This is a genomic window from Psychroflexus aurantiacus, from assembly GCF_010820555.1.
In the GTDB taxonomy this organism is placed as follows: Bacteria; Bacteroidota; Bacteroidia; order Flavobacteriales; family Flavobacteriaceae; genus Psychroflexus; species Psychroflexus aurantiacus.
Map to the genome: position 1 here is coordinate 142966 of NZ_JAAIKD010000004.1, position 21707 is coordinate 164672.

Consider the following 21707-nt stretch of genomic DNA (forward strand, 5'->3'; position numbering starts at 1 on the left):
TTATCCTGATTTGAAATGGATTATAGGTAAAAGCTAGATAAAACTGAAGCTTTGTTTTGTGAAATAAGCTACAAAATTGTAACATTACGTCGATTTTAAATTCTTGACATGAGTGATTCCCTGAATGTACCTGAAGAAGACCCGTCCGGCACCAAAATAAAACTGAGTATTTGGCAGGCTTTAATACCAGTGATAGTGCTTATAGGTATGTTGGCTTATAATGTTTTTATTTATGGAGATGATTCGCTTGCAGGCTCTAATCAGTTCATACTGCTGATGGGTGGTGCTGTAGCAGCGATTGTGGGTGTTTCCAAAGGCGCGAGGTTTGAAACGATGATAGAGGATGTCGCCAAGAATATAAAATCTACCACCGAGCCCATTTTAATTTTACTGATGGTGGGCGCGCTGGCAGGAACCTGGTTGCTTAGTGGAATCATACCAACCATGATTTACTACGGCTTGCAAATCCTTAACCCTACGATATTTCTTGCAGCCTGTGTAATTATATGTTCGGTCATATCCGTTGCCACAGGAAGCAGCTGGACAACTTCGGCCACCGTTGGTATTGCCTTAATCGGTATTGCAGAAGCGCTGGGTGTGTCTGTTGCAATGACTGCCGGAGCGGTATTGTCCGGGGGGTATTTCGGAGATAAATTATCGCCCATGAGTGATACGACCAACTTGGCGCCGGCCATGGCAGGGACAGATTTGTTTACCCACATCAGGTATATGACCATTACAACCGTTCCAACCATTATCATTACCCTGCTTGTGTTTGTCATTATTGGTTTAAATCTTGACACCTCCGGCCAAACCAATCCAAACGAAATTCTGAGCAGTATAGATGCCTCTTTCAATGTATCAGGCTGGTTATTTGTGGTTCCGGTTTTGGTTATTTTTTTAATCGTAAAGAAAACACCGCCGCTGATTGCCTTGCTTTTAGGTACACTTTTAGCGGCTGTTGCCGCCCTTATTTTTCAGCCTGATTTGGTTCAGCTCATTGGTGGCGGAGACAGGCTCACTTTTGAAACCGCATATAAAGGCATCATGAATTCGATTACGGTGGCTACTGTAATTCCTACAGAAAATGAAACTTTACAGGGATTATTTTCAGCTGGCGGGATGTATGGCATGTTAGGCACGATCTGGCTGATTATCTGTGCTATGGTTTTTGGTGGTATTATGGATGCTATCGGCGCCCTTGAGCGAATTAGCGAAGCCCTTTTGAATCTGTTTACATCTACTTTCGGGTTGTTTTTTAGCACAGTCACCAGTTGTCTGGCTTTAAACCTAACCGCTTCCGATCAGTACCTTGCCATTGTGGTTCCTGGAAAAATGTTTGCAAAAGCCTACGAAAAGAAAGGCTTAGCGCCGGAAAACCTGAGTAGGACTTTAGAGGACTCGGGTACAGTTACATCCGTACTCGTCCCCTGGAATACCTGCGGGGCCTACCATAGTGGGGTTTTGGGTGTGCCGGTAGTGGATTACTTTTTCTACGCGATATTTAATTATTTGAGTCCTTTCGTCACCCTGTTTTTTGCTGCTTTCAACATTAAAATAAGACAACTGAGAAAAAAATAAATTATGAAATTAGATATACTGGCTATTGGAGCACATCCCGACGATGTAGAACTGAGCTGTTCCGGGACACTGGCTAAAGAAATCAGTAATGGAAAGAAGGTTGGAATTTTAGATTTGACCCGCGGGGAACTGGGAACGCGCGGTACTGCTGAAATTAGAGATGAAGAAGCCAGGAACGCAGCCGAAATTCTTGGTGTAAGCATGCGAAAAAACCTAGAATTCAGCGATGGATTTTTTACGAATAATACCGCTCATCAACTCGAGGTCATCAAAATCCTGAGGAAATACAGACCTGATGTTGTTTTGTGCAATGCCATCCGTGACCGGCATATAGACCACGGGAAGGGAAGTCAGCTCGTTAGCGATTCCTGCTTCCTGAGCGGTTTAAAAAAGATAGAAACCATTTGCGAGGGCAATTCTCAAAGGGAATGGAGACCAAAGCATGTGTATCATTATATACAATGGTTTGATATTGAACCCGATATCGTGGTGGATATAACCGGGTTTATGGACAAGAAAATAGAATGTATCAAAGCCTATAAGTCTCAGTTTTACGATATAGAAAGCAAAGAGCCTGAAACTCCTATTTCCAGTTCCAATTTTTTTGACAGCATCACCTACAGAGCCAGAAACTTAGGTAGATTCATTAACACCGAGCATGCTGAAGGCTTTACTGTGGAAAGGTATCCTGCGGTGGATTCTATATTTGATTTAATTTAATACTGCTCAAATCATTAAATTCATAATATAAACACCTTATAGAGATGAATCAAGAATCACAACAAAATAGCTCAAAGCATTCAGTTAATCCTGAAAAGTTGAAATCGCTAAAGGAGTTAAGTAAAGAGTATTATAACATCGATTCACTTGCCAAGTACATAGATGTGTATAGAATATCTCAGACCGATCCAGATGATTTTTGGAACACTATTGCAGATCGAAATTTTGTATGGAAGCGCAAATGGGATTCGGTATTGAAATGGAGTCCTGAAAAAGCGGAGGTAACATGGTTTGAAGGTGCTCAGCTTAACATCACTGAAAATGCAATTGACAGGCATCTAAAAACCAGGGGAAACAAGACTGCCATTATATGGGAACCGAATAATCCTGACGAAGAGGCGCTTTATATCAGCTACAGCGAATTATCCGAGCGGGTGAATAAAATGGCCAATGTGCTGAAGAAAAATGGAGTGCAGAAAGGGGATCGGGTTTGCATTTACCTGCCTATGATTCCTGAACTGGCCATCGCCACGTTGGCCTGTGCCAGAATTGGAGCGGTACATTCTGTGGTTTTTGCCGGATTTTCAGCCTCTGCGCTGTCTTCAAGAATCAATGATTCGAATTGCAGGATGGTAATCACCTCGGATGGTTCTTACAGAGGCTCTAAAAGCATTGACTTAAAGAGCATTGTGGATGAAGCTTTGGAATCGACACCCTCAGTAGACTGTGTATTGGTTGTAAAACGCATCTTCTCTAAAGTTGAAATGCGTAAAGGCCGTGATGTGTGGCTTCATGAAGAGTTAAAACAGGTGAACGATACCTGTGAGGCAGAAGTGATGAATGCAGAAGACACGCTATTCATTTTATATACCTCAGGTTCTACAGGAACCCCTAAAGGCATGGTACATACTACCGCTGGGTATATGGTTTACACCGCTTTTTCCTTCAAGAATATTTTTCAATATAAAGAAGATGATGTGTACTGGTGTACGGCCGATATCGGCTGGATTACAGGACACTCTTATATCGTGTATGGTCCATTGCTGAACGGAGCAACCACCCTCATGTTTGAAGGGGTTCCTTCGTACCCCGATTATGGCAGATTCTGGAATATAGTTGAAAAATATAATGTCAATCAATTTTATACTGCACCCACAGCTATAAGAGCTTTGGCTAAACAAGACATCGAATTTGTTAATACTTACGATTTATCGTCTTTAAAAGTTTTAGGGAGTGTTGGCGAGCCTATCAATGAAGAAGCCTGGAACTGGTATTATGAGAACATTGGTAAGCGAAAATGCCCTATCGTAGATACCTGGTGGCAAACAGAAACAGGAGGCATCATGATCTCTCCGATTCCGTTTGTGACCCCGACCAAACCCACCTATGCAACCTTGCCTTTGCCGGGTATCCAGCCTTCACTGATGGATGACAGCGGAAATGAAATACAGGGTAATTCGGTCTCCGGTAAGCTGTGTATCAAGTATCCCTGGCCAAGTATGGCAAGAACGGTTTATGGAAATCATCAGCGTTATAAAGACACTTATTTTTCAGCCTTTAAGGATGTCTATTTTACCGGCGACGGGGCGCTCAGGGACGAAGTCGGCTATTACAGGATCACGGGCAGAGTAGATGATGTCATTATTGTTTCCGGTCACAATTTAGGTACCGCACCCATAGAAGATGCCATCAATGAACATCCTGCTGTCGCTGAATCTGCAATCATCGGCTTCCCTCATCAGGTAAAAGGAAATGCTCTGGCAGGTTTTGTGATTTTGAAAAATGAAGGCGAATCCAGAAATAAAGAGAATTTGAGTAAAGAAATCAATCAGCTCATTGCGAGCAAAATTGGGCCGATAGCCAAGTTGGACCGCATACATTTTGTGTCTGGCTTGCCAAAAACACGAAGTGGTAAGATTATGAGGCGTATCATGCGAAAGATTTCTTCCGGTGAAGGAAATCAGATTGGAGATGTATCTACCTTGCTGGATCCAAGTATTGTGGAGGAAATCAAAGAAAAAGTACAACCTTTTTTGGATGAATAAAGTCCTGAATTTTTAAAAGGAATCCGGATCAGCAGATTTATAACCCATTCACGCTTAATGTGCTGAATGGGTTATAATTTTACTTTTATTTATCTAAATCCTTTTGTAGAATGCAATATTATATTAAATTTGCATCGTCTTAAAGGACAACTGGTGGATGTAGCTCAGCTGGTTAGAGCACTGGTTTGTGGTACCAGGGGTCGTGGGTTCGAGCCCCATCTTCCACCCAAAAAAAAGGTCTTATCCATTTGGATAAGACCTTTTTTAGTTTATACAGGTTCTATTACCTCATTATCTTTGAAGGAAATACGACGACACTTTCGTGTCCGTTTTCACCAACAGCAGAAATTCCGAAGAAAAAATTATCGATAATGATTCCTTCCAGTGTGATTTCATTCACGTTTTCCACATATCTGAAATGATCCCAGGTTGGGGAAGTGGTAGACCTCCAATATACCTTGTAGCCTTTAACATCTTCCGGGTTTTCCTGTTCCCATTTGAATCTGACCGAAGGTTCTACAATTCCACCAATGGCTACTTCGGAAGGAGCGGGAGGGGCCCAGGCTAAACTCGCCATGCTAATGGCATTCACGGCAGTTAATTTTTTGACATAGTCAAAATTAACATGTTCTATCACGTCGCCATAAGCGATGCCACTTTCCACTCTGACGTCCTGGTGCTGCTGGTTATAGTTTTCATGGGCTTCCATGATTCTGATCCCGGGATAGCCCAAATCGTTAAAAGACCTGTGATGTCCCCCTCGACCAAAACGGTCTAAACGGTAAATCATGATTGGATTCATTTCTGGCATATAGGTTTGTGTCGTTTCATACACATATCTGGCCAGCTGTCTGGAAACACCATCCACTTCACCGCCATAATAACGCTTCATTTGCCTCTCTCTATCGGTTTCGGTCGGGTTGTGAGCCTCGCTGAAAATCCGGAAGCTTCTGTTATCAATCACGCCGTCAAGTCCTTCAATGTTGCCAATCATGTCGTTATTAAGCACACCAATAATATCCCAGCCTTTCTCTTTGGCATATTCGGCCAGAAACTTACCGCCAAACAAACCCTGTTCTTCACCACTCAGTCCCACATATACTATACTGTGATCAAATTCATACTGCGAAAGTACTCTGGCGGCTTCCATAGCACCTGCCATTCCAGTGGCATTGTCATTTGCACCGGGAGCATCGGTTGTAAAATCCTGAGTGTCTGAAGCTCTGGAATCGATATCCCCACTCATAATGACATAGGAATTTGGATACTTTTTACCTTTCTGAATGGCAACTACATTCTTAATTTCGGCTGTTTTAGGAATTCTGCTCCCCATATCTGGGGTTACGGTTTTACTTTGAAAGAAGACTTCAAGACAGTTGTTGCAGTCGGATGAAATCGTTTCAAACTCTTTTTTAATCCAGCGTCTTGCCGCACCTATACCGCGGGTATCGCTTTCGGTTTCACTAAAGGTGTTCCGGGTTCCGAAATCAGCCAGATTCTGTACATAATATTCCAGTTTTTCTGCGGATACATCCTCTACGATATCATAAATCCGGGTATCGATTTGACCGTAAAAAGCAGTCGAAATCGCTAAAAAGACAATTGTAAGTATGGTTTTCATATAAATCTATTTTTGGCTCAATTTACTATAATTTTAGAGGAATAAAAATTTTTAGAGCTAAGCGGGTTTGTTATCTTTGCGCCTGCTATAGATATATATTATGAAGATTTCTTATAACTGGTTAAAGCAATTTCTGAAAACCAAATGGACAGCCCAGGAAACTGAAGTTTTACTCACTGACTTAGGTCTTGAGGTTGAGGGGATTACAGATTTTGAATCTATTAAAGGAGGACTGGAAGGCATAGTCGTTGGCTATGTTGAATCCTGTGAATCTCATCCCAATGCGGATCGCTTAAAAATCACCAAAGTAAACATTGGCAAAGGAAAGCCGGTTTCTATAGTATGTGGTGCTCCCAACGTTGCCCAGGGACAAAATGTTCCCGTGGCTACGATTGGTACTAGGCTTTATGATGAAAAAGGTCAGCCCTGGTCAATCAAGAAAGGAAAGATCAGAGGGGAGGTAAGTGAAGGGATGATTTGTGCAGAAGACGAAATCGGAATTGGTAAAAGCCATGCCGGAATTATGGTTCTAGGAGAAAACCTCATTCCAGGAACACCCCTTAATCAGGTATTTGCAGTGGAAAAAGATCAGGTCTTCGAAATCGGTCTTACTCCTAACCGTGCAGATGCGATGAGCCATTGGGGGGTAGCCAGAGACCTTAGAGCCGGACTGATTCAAAATGAAATCAGTATTCCTATAGATACGCCGTCGGTAAGCAGTTTTCATGTGGACAACAGAAGTCTAAGAGTTTCTATTTCTGTGAATCAGCCCGAACTTGCACCTAGGTATTGTGGTGTAAGTATATCCGGTCTGGAAGTTAAAGATTCTCCAGACTGGCTTAAAAACAGACTTAAGGCTATTGGCGTAAATCCAAAAAATAATATTGTTGATGCGACCAATTATGTTCTGCACGAAATCGGGCAGCCATTACATGCCTTCGATCTGGATAAAGTCAAAAACAATAAAATTGAAGTAAAAACTCTGAAAACCGGTACTAAATTCACGACCTTAGATGGCGTTGAAAGAGAGCTTCATGAAGAGGATTTGATGATTTGCGATGACGAAAAACCCTTGTGCATTGCTGGTGTATTTGGTGGTGCTGAAAGTGGAGTAACGTATAGTACAACTAATATTTTTCTAGAAAGCGCCTACTTCAATCCTGTGAGCATTAGAAAAACTGCCAAGCGTCATGGATTGAATACAGATGCGTCTTTTCGCTTTGAACGGGGAATAGATCCTAATATAACGGAATTTGCCTTAAAACGCGCCGTAATTTTAATTCAGGAAATAGCTGGTGGTGTGGTCTCCAGCGATATTGACGATTTCTACCCTAAAAAAATAGAGGACTTCCAGGTCTTTTTAACTTTCGATAAAATCAACCAGCTAATAGGTCAGGAAATCGATACAGGGGTTATTAAAACGATTTTGACCTCTTTAGACATCCGCGTGAACAATGTTTCTGAAAGTGGTCTGGGACTAACAATTCCTGCCTACAGAGTGGATGTGCAGCGAGAAGTGGATGTGATAGAGGAAATTCTGCGCGTATATGGCTACAACAACATTGAGTCTGATAGTAAATTCAATGTGTCTGTTGCCAATTCTTCAGTCTACGACGATTATAAAGTCCAGAATAAAATAGCGAACCAGCTGGTTTCTCAGGGCTTCTTTGAAATTATGTCCAATTCTCTGACGACCAAAGCCTATGTAGAACTGGCCGAGGACCTCAAAGCAGAACACAATGTGGATATACTCAATTACCTGAGCAATGACCTGGGCGTTATGAGACAGTCGATGTTATTTTCCGGGTTGGAATCGGTAAGCTACAACATCAATCGGAAGAAAACCGATTTAAAGTTTTTTGAATTTGGCAAAACCTATCATAAAAAGGGCGATGACTTTCAGGAATTCAAGCATTTGGCCTTGTTCCTTACCGGTTCAAAAACTCCTGATTCCTGGTCGCATTTTCAGGAAAAAACCAATTTTTTTCAGCTGAAAGCCTATTTAGAACGTATTTTTGAACGCTTGGGTTTATCGAAGATTGAGTATCAATCCGCTGAATCGAAATCTATTGCTGAAGGACTTATAGGGAAACTGAATTCTAAAACTGTGGTTGAATTTGGCAGGGTTACTACTGAAATTTTAACTCATTTCGACATCGATCAGGAGGTGCTTTATGCAGATATCCATTGGAATACTGTGTTGGACGCCCTTGAAAAAAAGCAGCTTAAAATCAGTGAAATTCCAAAATTTCCTTCCACTCAGCGTGATTTTGCCCTATTGCTGGATCAGGGGGTGAAATTCGATGACCTTAAGGCAACGGCATTCCATACAGAGAAGAAAATATTGCAGGAGGTCGATTTATTCGATGTTTACGAAGGAGAGAATCTTCCGGAAGACAAGAAAAGTTATGCACTTCGATTTAAATTCATGGATAATAAGAAAACACTCACCGATAAGCAGGTGGATAAAGTGATGAAGAAATTACAGACTCAATTTGAAATTAAATTCAATGCTACTTTAAGGTAGGTTTATTTTCACTTATATTTAATCCCCAAGCTTGAGTGTTTGGGGATTTTTTTAGTTTTAAACCAGAGGTAATGGATTTACAGGATGAGTTTGTAAAGAAAATGATCGAGGAAATTATTCCGATTCACAAGTTTTTGGGTCTGGAACTGCTTCATATTGAAAAAGATTTTGTGAAGGTAAGAGTTCCTTTCCGACCGGAAGTGGTCGGTGATATTCGTTCCAACCGATGGCACGGAGGTATTATTACCACGGTGATGGATTCAGTCGGGGGAATTGTTGGAGGAACACACTTAAGTTCCATAAAAGACAAGATGGCCACTATCGATATTCGTGTTGATTTTTTATCTCCTGCATTTGGCAAAGCCATCATCGTGGAAGGAAGAACGCTCAGACTTGGCTCCAGAATCTTTGTCGCTCAAATGAAATGCTATTTAGAAGAAGATGACGAACACGAAACTGTTGCAGAAGGAAGAGCGGTTTACAACTTCATTCGCCTGAACCAACAGGAATAAGCTTGAATATATACTTAATGGGTGTTAAATTTTTAATTCCCAATTGCTTGAATTTAACTTACTTATTACTTTTATATCGAATGTTGAAAAAGAGCTATGATGTTTCCAAGAACAAACCTTAAAACCCAGTTGAACAAAGAAAAATTCAAAACCACTTCCAACGAAGGCATTTTGAAACAGGTTCATGAAGTTTTCAAAAATGTTGATGTAAGAAATGATGAGGTATTAAACAAGGTAATTTCTGGAGACTCTATCGGGTTCAATGATTTTGATTTTGATAAACTGCAGTCCAGTGAAATCTATCATATCGATCAAATTGAAAAAATTTGTATCACGTATAGATTAAGATTTTTAGATTCCAAATATTTTAAAGGCAAACTACCTTATGAAGCCATTTCAAAGATTAAAACTCTAGAAGAAGAGCATGAGACAAGTCTGCAGGGATTCAAAATCATGGCCCCTTCCAAATTGTTTAAATTAGAAAATGCAGATGATCCCTTATTATTTGCACCTATTGGAAATGATTATTACTACCTTATTCACAAGTGGGGAAACGACTTGAGTCCATTTCGTAAACTGATGATGTGGCCTTTTAAAACCTTCGAAAATTTTATGCTTTTCGTATTCCTATCGGCGCTGATTTGCACTGCGCTTGTCCCAAGCGGCTTCTTTATGAGTGAAGATAATATCAGAACAGAATTTATTTTGCTATTCTTATTTATGTTCAAATGGATTGCGGGGATTGCCCTGTATTATGGTTTTGCAAAAGGCAAGAATTTTAACACAGCCATCTGGAGAAGTAAATATTATAATGCTTAAAATTGCAACATGATTATATTTCAATTTATATATCAGCAGTTATCTCCCGCAAAGTTTTGCGGGTTTCTTTTTAGGTCTTACAAAACCAGGCTTAAAAGAAAATTAGTTTCTAATTTGGTAAAGCAAAAACACGTCAAAATTTCGAAGACATGCTATCTGAAATCTAAGATAGCGGCATAATCCTTATTCATTTATGTTTACTATTTTAGCCGGATTAAAAATCTTAACCCGAATAACCCTTTTATTTTAAATTTTAAAACCAATGACACACGCAGACCTTTTAAAAATCACTCAGGAATTTGGTAGTCCAGTTTACGTTTACGATTCAGAAAAAATTACAAAACAGTATAAACGTCTTACGGAAGCTTTCAAAAAGGTCAAACACTTGCGTCTTCATTATGCGGTAAAGGCCTTGTCCAATTTGAGTATTCTGAGATTATTCAATCAGCTAGGAAGTGCTTTAGATACCGTTTCCATACAGGAAGTGCGCTTGGGTATTGCGGCAGGTTTTGAACCTGGTAAAATTATTTTTACGCCCAACGGAGTCTCCATGGAAGAACTTGAAGAAGCGGTGGAACTAGGCGTTCAAATCAATATTGACAACCTGCTTATCCTTGAGCAGTTTGGAGCTAAACATCCAAGTGTACCGGTTTGCATTCGTATTAATCCACATGTCATGGCCGGTGGAAATACCAATATTTCTGTGGGCCACATCGATTCAAAATTTGGAATCTCCATACATCAGATGCCACACGTCTTACGAATTGTGGAAAACACGAGCATGAACATTAACGGGATCCACATGCACACCGGAAGCGATATTCTCGATATTGGGGTGTTCCTCCACGCTGCAGAAATTCTTTTTGATGCTGCAGCTCAATTTGAAAATCTGGAATTTCTGGATTTTGGAAGCGGATTTAAAGTACCCTATCATGAAGGGGATATCGAAACCAATGTAGAGGAACTGGGTGCCAAGTTAACCAAGCGTTTCAATGAATTTTGCAAATCTTACGGCAAGGAATTGACGCTGGCCTTTGAACCCGGGAAATTTTTAGTGAGTGAAGCCGGATTATTTCTGGCCAAAGTGAATGTGGTTAAACAAACAACCTCAACGGTTTTTGCTCAAATCGATTCCGGATTCAATCATTTGATTCGTCCCATGTTTTACGGATCGAAACATGATATTATCAATATTTCTCATCCAAAGCGCAACAAGCGGTTTTATTCCGTTGTAGGCTATATCTGTGAAACAGACACCTTTGCCAACAATAAAATGATCTCAGAAATAAGCGAAGGCGACATTTTGGCCTTTAAAAATGCAGGTGCTTACTGTTACTCTATGGCCAGCAACTACAACTCCAGATTCAGACCTCCGGAAGTACTTTGGCATAAAGGCAAAGCGCATTTGATAAGACAGCGTGAGACTTTCGAAGATATCGTGAGAAATCAGATAGAAGTCGCTTTGTAAAGGGATTTACGCCTATTAAAACTTAAAAAGATAGAGCTACTCAGCTCTATCTTTTTTGTTTTGGAAATTTTCAAGCCCGGTTTCCAACCAGTTCAAATAAGCCTCCGATGAAGGTTCATAGGCATTGGTTATGTTCAGAATCTCAAGGTCCGGAGAAAGCAAAACGTAGTAAGGCTGAGAATTATTCCTGAAATTGAGGGTCTGAAAGGTGGCCCATTTATCACCAACGCTTCGGATTTTCTTAACCGAGCCGTTGTTTCTTTCAAAGTTAAATCTCTCCTCTTCATCCAACCTGGCGTTATCGTCAACATAGAGTGAAATAAGAATGTAATCGTTTTTGATGGTTTCATAGACCTCAGGATCACTCCAGACCTGTTCTTCCATTTTCCTGCAATTCACACAGGCCCAGCCTGTGAAATCCAATAGTATGGGTTTATTCTGTGCTTTTGCCGCCTGTAAGCCTTTATCAAAGTCCTTATAAGCTTTCAATCCAAGCGGACCTTCGGTTTCTTTTTCATAAATGCTGTAAAAGAGAGGAGGAGGGAAGCCGCTCAGTAATTTTAAATTGGCCTGTGAAGAATTGGTAAGTCCGGGGATGAGGTAGATTACAAAAGCCAGGGTAAGAATCCCAGCAAAAATTCTTCCCTTGCCGAGTTTTTGATGAGGTCCCTCATGTGGAAATTTCAGTTTCCCAAAAAGATAGAGCAGCATGCCAATGCCAATTAGAATCCAAATACCGATAAATACTTCTCGTTTCAGAATCCCCCAGTGTTCTACCAAATCGGCATTCGATAAAAATTTGAAAGCAAGTCCCAATTCTAAAAAGCCTAAGACGACTTTCACCGTATTGAGCCATCCGCCGCTTTTAGGCAGGGAATTCAGCCAATTGGGAAACAAGGCAAACAAAGCAAAGGGCAGGGCCAGGGCCAATCCAAACCCACCCATACCAAGGGTCAGCATCGTAGCACCGCCGTCTGCCGTAAGCGAACCGCCAAGTAAAGAGCCCAATATAGGCCCGGTACAGGAAAAAGAGACCAGGGCAAGCGTGAGTGCCATAAAGAAAATACCGACAGCACCACCAAAGCTGGTTGCTTTTTGGTCTAGCCGGCTGCTCCAGGAATTTGGCAATGTGATTTCGTAGTACCCGAAAAATGAAAAGGCAAAAAATAAAAAAATCAGGAAAAAGATGACATTCAGAACAGGATTGGTGGAAATGCTATTCAAAATTTCAGGGTTAACCGAATCGATAAGATGAAAAGGCAAACTCAGCAACAGGTAAATTAAAAAGATAAAAAAGCCATACATCAGGGCATTTATCAGTCCTAATTTCCTGGTCTTTGCACCTTTGGTAAAAAAGGAAACCGTTAGAGGAATCATAGGAAACACACAAGGCGTAAGCAGGGCGATAAGTCCGCCAATAAATCCTAAAAGAAAAATGGTAAAATTACTGTCCTGGTTTTCTTCTGAATTTAACTGGAATTCGCTTTCACCTTTGAGATCGAGTTTTAAAGCCTGCGTTAACTTCTTATCTTTACTTTGTATTTCGATGGCTTTGGTTTCCGCAAGCATCAACTTTGCATCTGCAATACTAAAACTAAAGCGTTTTTGATCCTGAGGAAGACACATCTCATCATTACAAATCATGAAGAGGATTTCAAGATCCAGCGAACCCTCTTCCGCTTTTACTTTAAAATCCTGCTTAAAGGTGGCCTGGTCAATAAAATAGGTTAAGTCCGTTTTAAAGATCTCATCAAACTTGGTTATGCCGTCGGGTTCCTGAGTGGGACCTATTTTTTCCAATACCGCAGGATCATATTCAAAATTGAATTCGGTTGGAATTGGCCCATTTTCATCTTTTTTGAGTTCCGCTTGAGAAGGTAAATGCCAGCCCTCTTCAATCTGAGCAGTAAGCTTAATCGTAAAAATACTATCGGACTTTTTAATTACTGAAGCTTCCCAGCTGGATGGATTTAAAGCATTATCCTGTTGCTCAAACCCAAACTGAGCCTGGGATTGAGTTGTAATCAGCAGCGAAAAAATGAGTAATAAATAGGTTCTAATCATTTAAAATTTCAATTTTGAGGATATCCTCAGTGGTTGGTTCTACTTTGTAGCGATCATCCGTTCTTAAGTTCAGCACCCAAATTACATCAGCATTGCCATTGCAAAGCAGAAGTTGAGAAGACTTCAGGTGCGGACTTATTTTTTCATCTTTTAGAAAATCGCTTAATTTCTTTTTTCCTTGCATTCCGAAGGGGTAAAAGTAGTCCCCATTTCTTACAGATCTCACACTTAAGGGAAACTTAAGTTTAGACTTATCGATGTAGGCCACATTTGATCTGAAATTTCCAAGCTTTTCTACTTTTTTAAATTTTAATGTAAAACCATTCAAGTCAATATTGTTTTGGTCTTCATCAATTTTAACAGGTTCAAACCTTTGAATTGAAATGGTAGATAAGACAAGTTTTCCTCGATCTTTCACAAGTAGATGAGAGGAAGATTTAACTTGTTTACCAGTTTGAGCTTCAAGCAAATGATACACATCCTCCCATTCGGTAAAACCAAAATTTACCAGCAACTGATACAAAATCGCTTTTTGGTTTGGAAATGTGTTTAGCTTTTCAATGTCGATTTCATAATGCTCGTCCTTTTTTGTAACCAGGGTTTTAAAAAGCAAAGTGGTGTAATCTTCAATCAGAAGTTCAGCATCCTTTAATTTTTCGAGACTGGATTTAAAGTTGTTCAAAAACTGTGAATTTAAATCCATCAGTGAAGGGACAACCTGATGCCTTATTTTATTCCTCAAGTATTTGGTGGTTGCATTGCTTTGGTCTTCCCGCCAGTCAATGTTGTTTTCCCTTGCATAGCTGTAGATGTCGTCTTTGGAGAATATCAAAAGCGGTCTTCTGATGTAGTCATTCCGGTCTGGGATACCAGTAAGACCCTTTAGTCCGGTAGAGCGGTTTAGGTTAATGATAAACGTTTCCAGACTGTCATTCAGGTGATGTGCGGTGAGCAGGTAAGGGTAAGCGGTTGTTTCTATCAACTCGCGAAACCAGGCATAACGCATATTTCTGGCTGTGATTTGAATCGATTCCTTTTGTTCTTCGGCTAAAGTTTCGGTTTTAAACTTTTTAACAAAAAAAGGACAATTCATGGAGTTGGCCAGATCTTCCACAAAACGCTCGTCTGTATCACTGGCCTCTGCCCTCAATTGAAAATTGCAGTGAGCCAAAGCAAAATCTAATTTCAAATGCAAACACAGATGCACCAAAACCACTGAATCTATACCACCACTCATGGCAATAATAAAAGGCTGCTTCAGTAATTCAGGGAACTCAGATTCTATATGTGTCTGGAAACGGTTCTGCATCTTTAGAAAAACACTAAATTAAACTTTATTGCTTTATTCTTTAGTAACAATAGTCGCATTAACAACATATTGTAAGGCTTTTCCTTTTATAAGGCATTCTTCATATTCCTGTTCCGGTTTTGCCAGGGAGGTGAGGGCACTGCCTACCATATAAGACAGGTACTTTTTTTCTGAATTGTAGAGCAAGCTTCGTATGACCACATTAAAATCAAAATCATGATCTGGAGTTATATAGCCAATAGCTCCGCTGTAAAGTCCTCGTTTTGTAGATTCATAGGTTTCTGCAATTTCCATGGCAGAACACTTCGGAGCTCCGGTCATACTGCCCATTGGAAACAAGGATTTTAAGATTTCGGCTACGGAGTAATCGGTTTTTACTTCAGAAGTAATGGTAGAAACCATTTGATGAACCTGTTCATAAGAGTAGATTTTGCATAACTCTTCCACGCTTACAGATTTTTTTTTAGCTGTTTTGGACAAATCATTTCTGACCAAATCCACAATCATGATATTTTCTGAAATCTCCTTGGGATCATTTTTCAAGTTTTGCTTTAACTGCTCGTCTTCAGCTGGGTTAGCGCCTCGCCTGGCTGTGCCTTTGATGGGCTGTGAGATCAGTTTCTGTTTTTCTTTTTTTAGAAACCGCTCCGGACTGGCGCACAGGGCATAATAATGCTCCAGTTTCAAAAAACTGGAAAATGGAGCTTTGGAAACGGAATTCAGATGATCAAAGGTGGCATGGGGTTCAATGTAGGCATCATCGACAAAGAACTCCTGGCAGAAATTGACTTCATAAATATCTCCTCTTTGGATATGAGCCAAAACCTGTTGAGCCTTTGCAACATATTCTTCTTTATCCCACCTGGGTGTAAATCGCATGGCATGAGAGCCTGTTTCTGGGAGGTCTAGGTTCAATATGGACGCGAAGTCCGTATCTATTTCATCATCCACCATCTTCAGGTAATGCGCCTCGATATGATCTTCCCTTACAAGCCATATTTTTTTGGGCTGAATAAAATAGAGCTCAGGAAATTGAAGATGATCTTCATTTTTTGAGGTAATGGTTTCGGTGTCGTTTTTTAGGTCATAACTCAGATATCCAAATAACCAGTCTCTAGTGCTGCTCTGGTATTCATCAAGCCGCTCAAAAGCCATGCAGTCGTCAGATTTTATGGCTGTAAAGGCATCTACAGCTAGCATGGCTCCATAGTTCTGGTACAGATGCTCACGTTCATTGGAGTCTAAGTAAATGACTTCTTCGAATTGCTTTCCCCAGTGAAAAAGCTTTTTTTTGAAATCTCCGCTAAATTGCTGCTTTTGAAATGTTCTGACAGTTCTCAAATCGGTTATAAATCGTTTTCAAAATTATGGAGTAAAGACTTTAGATGGGCTTTGTATGTATCTGTCATTTCATTTTCCTCAAAATTTTCTTCAAATGAAGGTAAACTGAAATTGTGAATGACGTTACCACCAAATTTCTTAAAATTAGATGTCGTGTATTCTAAGCTTGATTGAGCCCCACCTTTTCCGGGCGAGGTTGACATTAAAAAAATGGGTTTGTCCTTGAGGTATTCGCTGTCACTTCGAGAAAGCCAGTCGGTGATGTTTTTAAAGAAAGCAGACATTGCTCCGTTGTGCTCATTGACGGCTACGATTAAGGCATCTGCTTTTTTGATCTCAGATTTTAAATTTTGAATATCCTCTGGAATACCCTCAGAGTTTTCAAGGGTTTCAGAATATATCGGAACCTCCAAAGCTTTCAAATCGATATAATTAACATCCGCTTGTTTTATAAAGTTTAAAGCATACTGCAGTAATCTATCGTTGATGGAAGTCTCTGAATTGGATCCTGTAAAGGCTATGATTTTCGACATTTAATTTTTTGAGTAAAGGTACATATAAAAGAAAAATCCACTATTTCCTGGAAGGAATAATGGATTTAATTTTAGGTGATGTTTAATATTAATCCAGGTAAACCATACATTGTTTTAAGGATGGATTCTTTTTTATCAAACTTAAAATAAAGTCTCTAAGTTCGTCAAGTTCATAAGGAAGTAAACGTTCTGTCGCCTTTTTTAATTCTTTGCAAAACAGATGGACATCAAAACTTACTTTTTTCAAAATTTCTTTAGTGTATTCAAACATTGCTCTGGGCATGATTTAAAATTTTAAAAATTAGGTAGAAATGTATCATTCAAGTTATTTGTGTGAATATAATAATTTCATACCGATCGTATTATGATAAATGTCATAAAATTTGTAATTTATTAGCATAAATTTATTTTTTTCGAACGGTCCATTGAAACTTAAATTCTGAGACCACTTCACCAGCTTTATTTTCAGCAGTCGAAGTCATCCAGAACTTGAGTCCTTCAGGCTCATTCAGACAGGTTTTGATACTGCTTTTAACGAGCTCCACATCTTCACAGGTAAACCTTATTTTCCCTTTGGCTTTTTTATAGAATGTAGACGAATTTTCCTGAACCAGCATGGAAATCTTTTCACCGCTTTCACTAATTTCTTTCATCACGATAGCTCCGGTACTCAGTTCTGCTGCCATAGCCTGTACAGCAAAATACATGCTGTTGAAAGGGTTCTGATTAATCCATCTGTGAGTCACAGTGGTTATACACACTTTAGAATTGATCGTTTTTACCCGTACTCCGCAAAGCCACGCAGAAGGTAATTTGGTAACTAAAAACAAATTGATTTTGGAGGGAGAAAGCTTCATTGAGATTTTTTTTTTGGTGTTTCAAGGTAGTCATTTATTCAATTCTATAGTGAAATTTTATTTTTTTTAAATTTTAATATGTTTTTTTTAGTTCTTCTCACATGAGTCGAATGTATTGATTTTACTAGGGATTCGAAGCTATATTGGTAAGAAACACAAGTTCAATAATGTTAATTAAAAGTTAAATTATATTACTATGTATTGCAAAGTAGTGTCTAAAAGACATATCTTTGCTATGTATTATTTAAAAGGAGATTATGAAAATAGAAAACACTAAAGCTCAAATGCGCAAGGGAGTGCTGGAGTATTGCATCTTGTCTGTGCTAAGTCACGACGATGCTTATGTTGCAGAAATCCTCGACACGTTGAAGTCGGCAAAGCTGCTGGTTGTGGAAGGAACGATTTACCCGTTGCTAACCCGGCTAAAAAATGCAAATCTTCTGTCGTACCGATGGGAAGAATCCACGGGAGGACCACCTCGGAAATACTATGGTCTAACTGAAGAAGGAAAAGATTTCCTGAGCGAACTTTCAGAAACCTGGACCGAATTGAGTTTCGCAGTCACAAAAATTACTTCAAAAAAACAAACTAACGATGAATAAGACAATCAACATTAATCTAGCAAATGTGTTTTTTCACATCGATGAAAATGCGTTTATTAAACTGGACCGGTATTTAAAAACCATAGAAAGCTATCTGGCAAAAGAGGAAAGCAAAGATGAAATTCTTCAGGATATTGAAGCCAGAATTGCAGAACTCTTTACGGAGTCCATGACACATGAAAAGCAAGTCATCAACCTTTCTCAAGTGAATGAGATGATTGCCATCATGGGTGAGCCTGAAGCTTACAAGATCGACGATGAAGATTCATCCTCAAGCTCCTCTAGGACCAGAACTTCACGAAAGTTATATAGAGATATCGAGAACAATTATATAGGTGGAGTTTCAGCTGGTCTGCATCATTATCTGGGACTTAATCTAATAGTCATTAGACTCATTTGGATCATTTCAGCCTTATTTTCATTTGGCGCAACTGTAGCTATTTATGTGATTCTCTGGGCGGTCACTCCAGCGGCCAGAACAACGGCTCAAAAACTTGATATGCAGGGTGAGCCTGTCAATCTATCCAATATTGAGCGCAAGGTGAAGGAGAGCTATTCCAAATTCGCAGATAAAGTGGGGGATATAGATTATGATAAATACGGTCAGCAGACCAAATCTGGAGTCACTAAGTTTTTTGACGGACTGGGTGAAGTATTAAAAGCCCTTGGTGTTTTTATATCTAAATTCTTAGGGGTTATCCTGTTAATCATTTCAGGTGTCGTTTTGGTAGGATCCTTGATTTTTCTCTTCAGTTTTGGAACCATATCCATCTTTGAACTTGGAGATTTCAATAATATGGACATGTTTTCACTGGGAGTTCCTTACTGGATTCAAGTCGTTTTATTTTTCCTTGTAGGCGCCATACCCTTTTTCTATCTGCTTATTTTAAGCTTGAAATTGCTTTTTTCCAACCTTAAATCGATTGGTAAAATAAGCCATATCACCTTGATAGGCATCTGGATACTCTGTGTTATTGTGATCACAACCTTAAGCATTAAAAAAGAACTCGAGGTGAGTTATGATGCCGAAGTGGTAGAGGTAAAGTCACTGGCTCTGGCTTCTGAAGATACCCTAAGAATTAAGATGGATGCAAACCTTTTGTTTTCAGATGAACTTAGACAGAGTAAACTTCAGAAAATAGTCCAGGATGAATCCAATACAAGTAGATTATACAGTCCCAATGTATATGTCAATTTCAGAACTTCCAATGATGACGAACTGAAGTTAAGAGTTACCAAAAAGAGCTTTGGCTCAAGCGAAACAAAAGCCAGAGAAAGAGCTTCTTTAATCGATTATGATTTCGAACTCGAAAATTCTAATTTAAAACTCGATACCTATTTTCTGACTCAGCCGGAATTTCTGAAAGAAGATATAAAGGTTGAAGTAACGGTCTATATACCAAAGGACAAGATTGTGTATTTGGATAAAAGCCTGTTGGATTTTACAAGAGTAAGAAACTTTAAACGCTCATATTATAATACCTATTTAGACTATAAGGAGAATACCTGGGAACCTTTAGACCGCAGCGTTAAAACCGATTCATTAACAAGCCTTCAAAACTAAATCTTATGAAAACCATAACCTACGCATTAGTATCCAGCCTGTGTTTCCTGTTTTTCGGCTGTAACATCAATATCGATTATCTCGATAAAATTGAGGGTGAAGGCGAAGTCATCACCGAACAGATCCTACTGGATTCCTTTACAGAGGTTGAACTCAAAAAAGGCTGGGAGGTTATTTTAGAACCTGCTTCTTCCAACTATATGGTAGTGGAAGCCAATGAAAATTTATTTGAAGTTTTTGAATATGAGAATAAAAACGGGAAATTAATCCTTAGAGCCTCCAAACAGGTTTCAAAGGCTGATGCAAAACAGATTACCCTATATTTTACTGAAAAATTAGAGTCTTTAAAAGTATCCAGCGGAACGAAAGTTACTTCTCCGGAGCGCTTGAATTTTGAAAAACTCGATTTAGATCTTTCAAGTGGAGGTGAAGTGATCTTGGATTTAGAACTTAACACCTTGAATATAGAAACCTCAAGTGGTTCTGTTGCTCATTTAGTTTTAGACTTGGATGATTTATTTGTAGATAGCTCAAGTGGTGCCAGAGCAGACTTGGATGTGAATGCCGTATCAGTCAATGTAGAATCGTCTTCAGGTTCAGAGGTTAACCTTAAAGGAACGACAAGTGAACTTAAGGTACAGTCTTCAAGTGGATCAAATGTGGATGCTGAACGATTAAAATCTGATAACGTCACATCAAAAGCCTCATCGGGAGCTTATGTTAGTGTGTATTCAGTCGTTAATCTAAAGGCTGAAACCAGCAGCGGTGGAAACATTAAGTATTTAAACCAGCCAACAGGTGATATAGAATTAAATAAATCAAAGTCTGGAGGATCTATAGATATCAAGTAAAGCCACCAGGCTAAAAACCTTAACTTATGATCAGCTTAATCAAAGTACTTGTAATGGTTTTAATCTACTATCTGGAATGTTACTCATCTTGCTCATAATTTTCATTGAAGGCAGAAGGCAGGAGTTGCGGAATGAATTTTATGATAATGGGAAGTAAGACACTGCCTCCCGGCATCACGAAAATGGCAAGGGAGGGAATGCTTTTGAAAATGTCATAAAGTTGACTTTTAACTTTCAGTTTTTCATCTGCATTCAGTTCGCGGTGGGTAGACTGGGAAAGCAGATATACCAGTTCTTTGCTCTGGATGATTTCCTTATAAAGTCGATTTTTATTTCTGCTTAGCAAGAGTTTTACAGCCTTCTGGTTTTTTTGGTAAAAGTGATTCAGTGGGTTACTGAAATGAAAATAGGCAATATGCTGTCTGTACTCTGAAACAAATTGAAATAGAAATTCAATACTCTTATGGATTTGAGATTCGGTAAGATTTAAGTTGGATCCCAGGATATTCATGAATTTCAGTTCGTTGATTTCAATTTCTTCATCGCTGTAAACCGCCATGCAGGCCAGATCGAAGACATAAAGACTTCCCATGCTGCTAAGTACCGGACTGTAGTCAATAGCCTGGGTTTTCACTGCTTTTTCAGAATCCGTGACATGATAACGCAAAGAGCTTTTTATAAGTTTTAGAATGAGTGTATCGTAAGTCGTTTTACTGGTTTTTTTATCCAGGGCTAAATAAACCGTTTGCATGATCAAGCTTTCCAAAGTTTTAGCGTACTCGCTTGGCTTTACTGATGTCATCAGGCTTTTTCTGTAAGTCAGTACATCGGTTAGCAACAAGGCGTTGGTGATAAGATGGCTAAAATTTTTCTGAATAAGCCCTTCATTGGTTTGAACGCGCTTATGAATAAGCTGTTCCAGTTTTTGTTCTGATTTAGTTTTGAATTTGAAGATCGACTTCAGAAATTCTTTTTGAGCATGAAGCGATTCATAAAAGCCTACAAGTCTGCTTATAATTTCGCTGCCAGGCTGCTCTTCACAGATTTGATGATCCTCATAGACCAGTGTGACAAGGAGGTTGATTTTTGCTAATTCCTGCTGGGTGTATTTAAGGTTTTTGTTAAGAGGAATCAAGGCGGTCTGGCTTGATCCATAAACAAAACCGGTACTTCTCAGCTTGTCATAAAATTCATTCTCACTCAAAGACAGAATGCTGGATTCGCTGATGCGATGCAGACACTTAATAAGCCAACCTGAAGCTGATGGATTCATAGGACAAAGAAACTTTATTT

At 39.4% G+C, this 21707-nt stretch carries 18 protein-coding genes and 1 tRNA gene; 11 read left to right on the forward strand and 8 right to left on the reverse strand.

Translation table 11 applies throughout. The features are described 5' to 3' along the window. Positions 1 to 108: 108 nt before the first annotated feature. From nhaC to G3567_RS08200, 4 genes are all read left to right on the forward strand, one after another. Complete coding sequence (gene nhaC / locus G3567_RS08185; RefSeq protein ID WP_164004847.1) at positions 109 to 1581, forward strand: Na+/H+ antiporter NhaC; 1473 nt, start codon at positions 109 to 111, stop codon at positions 1579 to 1581. Positions 1582 to 1584: 3 nt separating this feature from the next. Further along, a complete protein-coding gene (bshB1, locus tag G3567_RS08190) occupies positions 1585 to 2301 on the forward strand; it encodes a bacillithiol biosynthesis deacetylase BshB1 (RefSeq protein ID WP_164004848.1) in 717 nt (238 codons plus the stop codon). Positions 2302 to 2345: 44 nt separating this feature from the next. Beyond that, complete coding sequence (acs, locus tag G3567_RS08195; RefSeq protein ID WP_164004849.1) at positions 2346 to 4346, forward strand: acetate--CoA ligase; 2001 nt, start codon at positions 2346 to 2348, stop codon at positions 4344 to 4346. 152 nt (positions 4347 to 4498) lie between these two features. After that, a tRNA-His gene (locus G3567_RS08200) sits at positions 4499 to 4574 on the forward strand. A gap of 55 nt (positions 4575 to 4629) precedes the next feature. Here G3567_RS08200 and G3567_RS08205 read toward each other — a convergent pair. After that, positions 4630 to 5967, reverse strand: coding sequence for a M28 family peptidase (locus G3567_RS08205; RefSeq protein WP_164004850.1), 1338 nt, complete (start codon positions 5965 to 5967; stop codon positions 4630 to 4632). Between the two features lie 100 nt (positions 5968 to 6067). Between G3567_RS08205 and pheT the strand changes: the two genes are divergently transcribed. From pheT to lysA, 4 genes are all read left to right on the forward strand, one after another. After that, positions 6068 to 8494 carry a phenylalanine--tRNA ligase subunit beta gene (pheT, locus tag G3567_RS08210; protein ID WP_164004851.1) on the forward strand — a complete coding sequence of 809 codons (2427 nt, stop codon included), beginning with the start codon at positions 6068 to 6070 and terminating at the stop codon, positions 8492 to 8494. 71 nt (positions 8495 to 8565) lie between these two features. Continuing rightward, a complete protein-coding gene (locus G3567_RS08215; RefSeq protein ID WP_164004852.1) occupies positions 8566 to 9006 on the forward strand; it encodes a hotdog fold thioesterase in 441 nt (146 codons plus the stop codon). Between the two features lie 96 nt (positions 9007 to 9102). Continuing rightward, entirely contained in the window at positions 9103 to 9825 is a 723-nt protein-coding gene (locus G3567_RS08220) for a hypothetical protein (RefSeq protein ID WP_164004853.1), read from the forward strand. A gap of 262 nt (positions 9826 to 10087) precedes the next feature. Then, positions 10088 to 11293, forward strand: coding sequence for a diaminopimelate decarboxylase (gene lysA / locus G3567_RS08225; RefSeq protein WP_164004854.1), 1206 nt, complete (start codon positions 10088 to 10090; stop codon positions 11291 to 11293). Positions 11294 to 11329: 36 nt separating this feature from the next. Here the strand turns inward: lysA and G3567_RS08230 are convergent, their stop codons facing one another. The 6 genes from G3567_RS08230 to G3567_RS08255 form a co-directional block, all read right to left on the reverse strand. Next, positions 11330 to 13357, reverse strand: coding sequence for a protein-disulfide reductase DsbD family protein (locus tag G3567_RS08230; RefSeq protein WP_164004855.1), 2028 nt, complete (start codon positions 13355 to 13357; stop codon positions 11330 to 11332). After that, positions 13350 to 14666, reverse strand: a complete 1317-nt coding sequence (gene tilS, locus G3567_RS08235) for a tRNA lysidine(34) synthetase TilS (RefSeq protein ID WP_164004856.1) — start codon at positions 14664 to 14666, stop codon at positions 13350 to 13352. The genes G3567_RS08230 and tilS overlap by 8 nt, the downstream gene beginning before the upstream one ends. A gap of 33 nt (positions 14667 to 14699) precedes the next feature. After that, on the reverse strand, positions 14700 to 16007 hold the full coding sequence (locus G3567_RS08240) for a chorismate-binding protein (protein ID WP_164004857.1): 1308 nt from the start codon (positions 16005 to 16007) through the stop codon (positions 14700 to 14702). A gap of 5 nt (positions 16008 to 16012) precedes the next feature. Further along, positions 16013 to 16540: an NADPH-dependent FMN reductase gene (locus G3567_RS08245; protein WP_164004858.1), complete on the reverse strand. Its 528-nt coding sequence runs from the start codon at positions 16538 to 16540 to the stop codon at positions 16013 to 16015. A gap of 88 nt (positions 16541 to 16628) precedes the next feature. Beyond that, on the reverse strand, positions 16629 to 16823 hold the full coding sequence (locus tag G3567_RS08250) for a hypothetical protein (protein ID WP_164004859.1): 195 nt from the start codon (positions 16821 to 16823) through the stop codon (positions 16629 to 16631). 121 nt (positions 16824 to 16944) lie between these two features. Continuing rightward, complete coding sequence (locus tag G3567_RS08255; protein ID WP_164004860.1) at positions 16945 to 17397, reverse strand: DUF4442 domain-containing protein; 453 nt, start codon at positions 17395 to 17397, stop codon at positions 16945 to 16947. A 257-nt stretch (positions 17398 to 17654) separates the two neighbouring features. On the opposite strand from G3567_RS08255, the gene G3567_RS08260 reads away from it, so the two are divergent. From G3567_RS08260 to G3567_RS08270, 3 genes are read left to right on the forward strand one after another with little or no spacing between them, the layout of a single operon-like run. Further along, positions 17655 to 17999, forward strand: coding sequence for a PadR family transcriptional regulator (locus G3567_RS08260; protein ID WP_164004861.1), 345 nt, complete (start codon positions 17655 to 17657; stop codon positions 17997 to 17999). After that, positions 17992 to 19563 (forward strand): PspC domain-containing protein, encoded by a 1572-nt coding sequence (locus G3567_RS08265; protein WP_164004862.1) that lies wholly within the window; start codon positions 17992 to 17994, stop codon positions 19561 to 19563. Before G3567_RS08260 ends, G3567_RS08265 begins: the two co-directional genes overlap by 8 nt. Positions 19564 to 19568: 5 nt before the next feature. Next, the gene (locus G3567_RS08270) at positions 19569 to 20414 is read left to right on the forward strand and encodes a head GIN domain-containing protein (RefSeq protein WP_164004863.1); all 846 of its coding nucleotides are present in this window, start codon (positions 19569 to 19571) and stop codon (positions 20412 to 20414) included. A gap of 79 nt (positions 20415 to 20493) precedes the next feature. Here G3567_RS08270 and G3567_RS08275 read toward each other — a convergent pair whose 3' ends face one another. Beyond that, positions 20494 to 21687 (reverse strand): LETM1-related biofilm-associated protein, encoded by a 1194-nt coding sequence (locus G3567_RS08275; RefSeq protein WP_164004864.1) that lies wholly within the window; start codon positions 21685 to 21687, stop codon positions 20494 to 20496. Between the last annotated feature and the right edge of the window lie 20 nt (positions 21688 to 21707).

Bases quoted from the DNA above. Each gene is read 5' to 3' on its own strand.
- nhaC (WP_164004847.1), top strand. From the start codon at position 109: ATGAGTGATTCCCTGAATGTACCTGAAGAAGACCCGTCCGGCACCAAA.
- bshB1 (WP_164004848.1), top strand. From the start codon at position 1,585: ATGAAATTAGATATACTGGCTATTGGAGCACATCCCGACGATGTAGAA.
- acs (WP_164004849.1), top strand. From the start codon at position 2,346: ATGAATCAAGAATCACAACAAAATAGCTCAAAGCATTCAGTTAATCCT.
- G3567_RS08205 (WP_164004850.1), bottom strand. From the start codon at position 5,967: ATGAAAACCATACTTACAATTGTCTTTTTAGCGATTTCGACTGCTTTT.
- pheT (WP_164004851.1), top strand. From the start codon at position 6,068: ATGAAGATTTCTTATAACTGGTTAAAGCAATTTCTGAAAACCAAATGG.
- G3567_RS08215 (WP_164004852.1), top strand. From the start codon at position 8,566: ATGGATTTACAGGATGAGTTTGTAAAGAAAATGATCGAGGAAATTATT.
- G3567_RS08220 (WP_164004853.1), top strand. From the start codon at position 9,103: ATGATGTTTCCAAGAACAAACCTTAAAACCCAGTTGAACAAAGAAAAA.
- lysA (WP_164004854.1), top strand. From the start codon at position 10,088: ATGACACACGCAGACCTTTTAAAAATCACTCAGGAATTTGGTAGTCCA.
- G3567_RS08230 (WP_164004855.1), bottom strand. From the start codon at position 13,357: ATGATTAGAACCTATTTATTACTCATTTTTTCGCTGCTGATTACAACT.
- tilS (WP_164004856.1), bottom strand. From the start codon at position 14,666: ATGCAGAACCGTTTCCAGACACATATAGAATCTGAGTTCCCTGAATTA.
- G3567_RS08245 (WP_164004858.1), bottom strand. From the start codon at position 16,540: ATGTCGAAAATCATAGCCTTTACAGGATCCAATTCAGAGACTTCCATC.
- G3567_RS08250 (WP_164004859.1), bottom strand. From the start codon at position 16,823: ATGCCCAGAGCAATGTTTGAATACACTAAAGAAATTTTGAAAAAAGTA.
- G3567_RS08255 (WP_164004860.1), bottom strand. From the start codon at position 17,397: ATGAAGCTTTCTCCCTCCAAAATCAATTTGTTTTTAGTTACCAAATTA.
- G3567_RS08260 (WP_164004861.1), top strand. From the start codon at position 17,655: ATGAAAATAGAAAACACTAAAGCTCAAATGCGCAAGGGAGTGCTGGAG.
- G3567_RS08265 (WP_164004862.1), top strand. From the start codon at position 17,992: ATGAATAAGACAATCAACATTAATCTAGCAAATGTGTTTTTTCACATC.
- G3567_RS08270 (WP_164004863.1), top strand. From the start codon at position 19,569: ATGAAAACCATAACCTACGCATTAGTATCCAGCCTGTGTTTCCTGTTT.
- G3567_RS08275 (WP_164004864.1), bottom strand. From the start codon at position 21,687: ATGAATCCATCAGCTTCAGGTTGGCTTATTAAGTGTCTGCATCGCATC.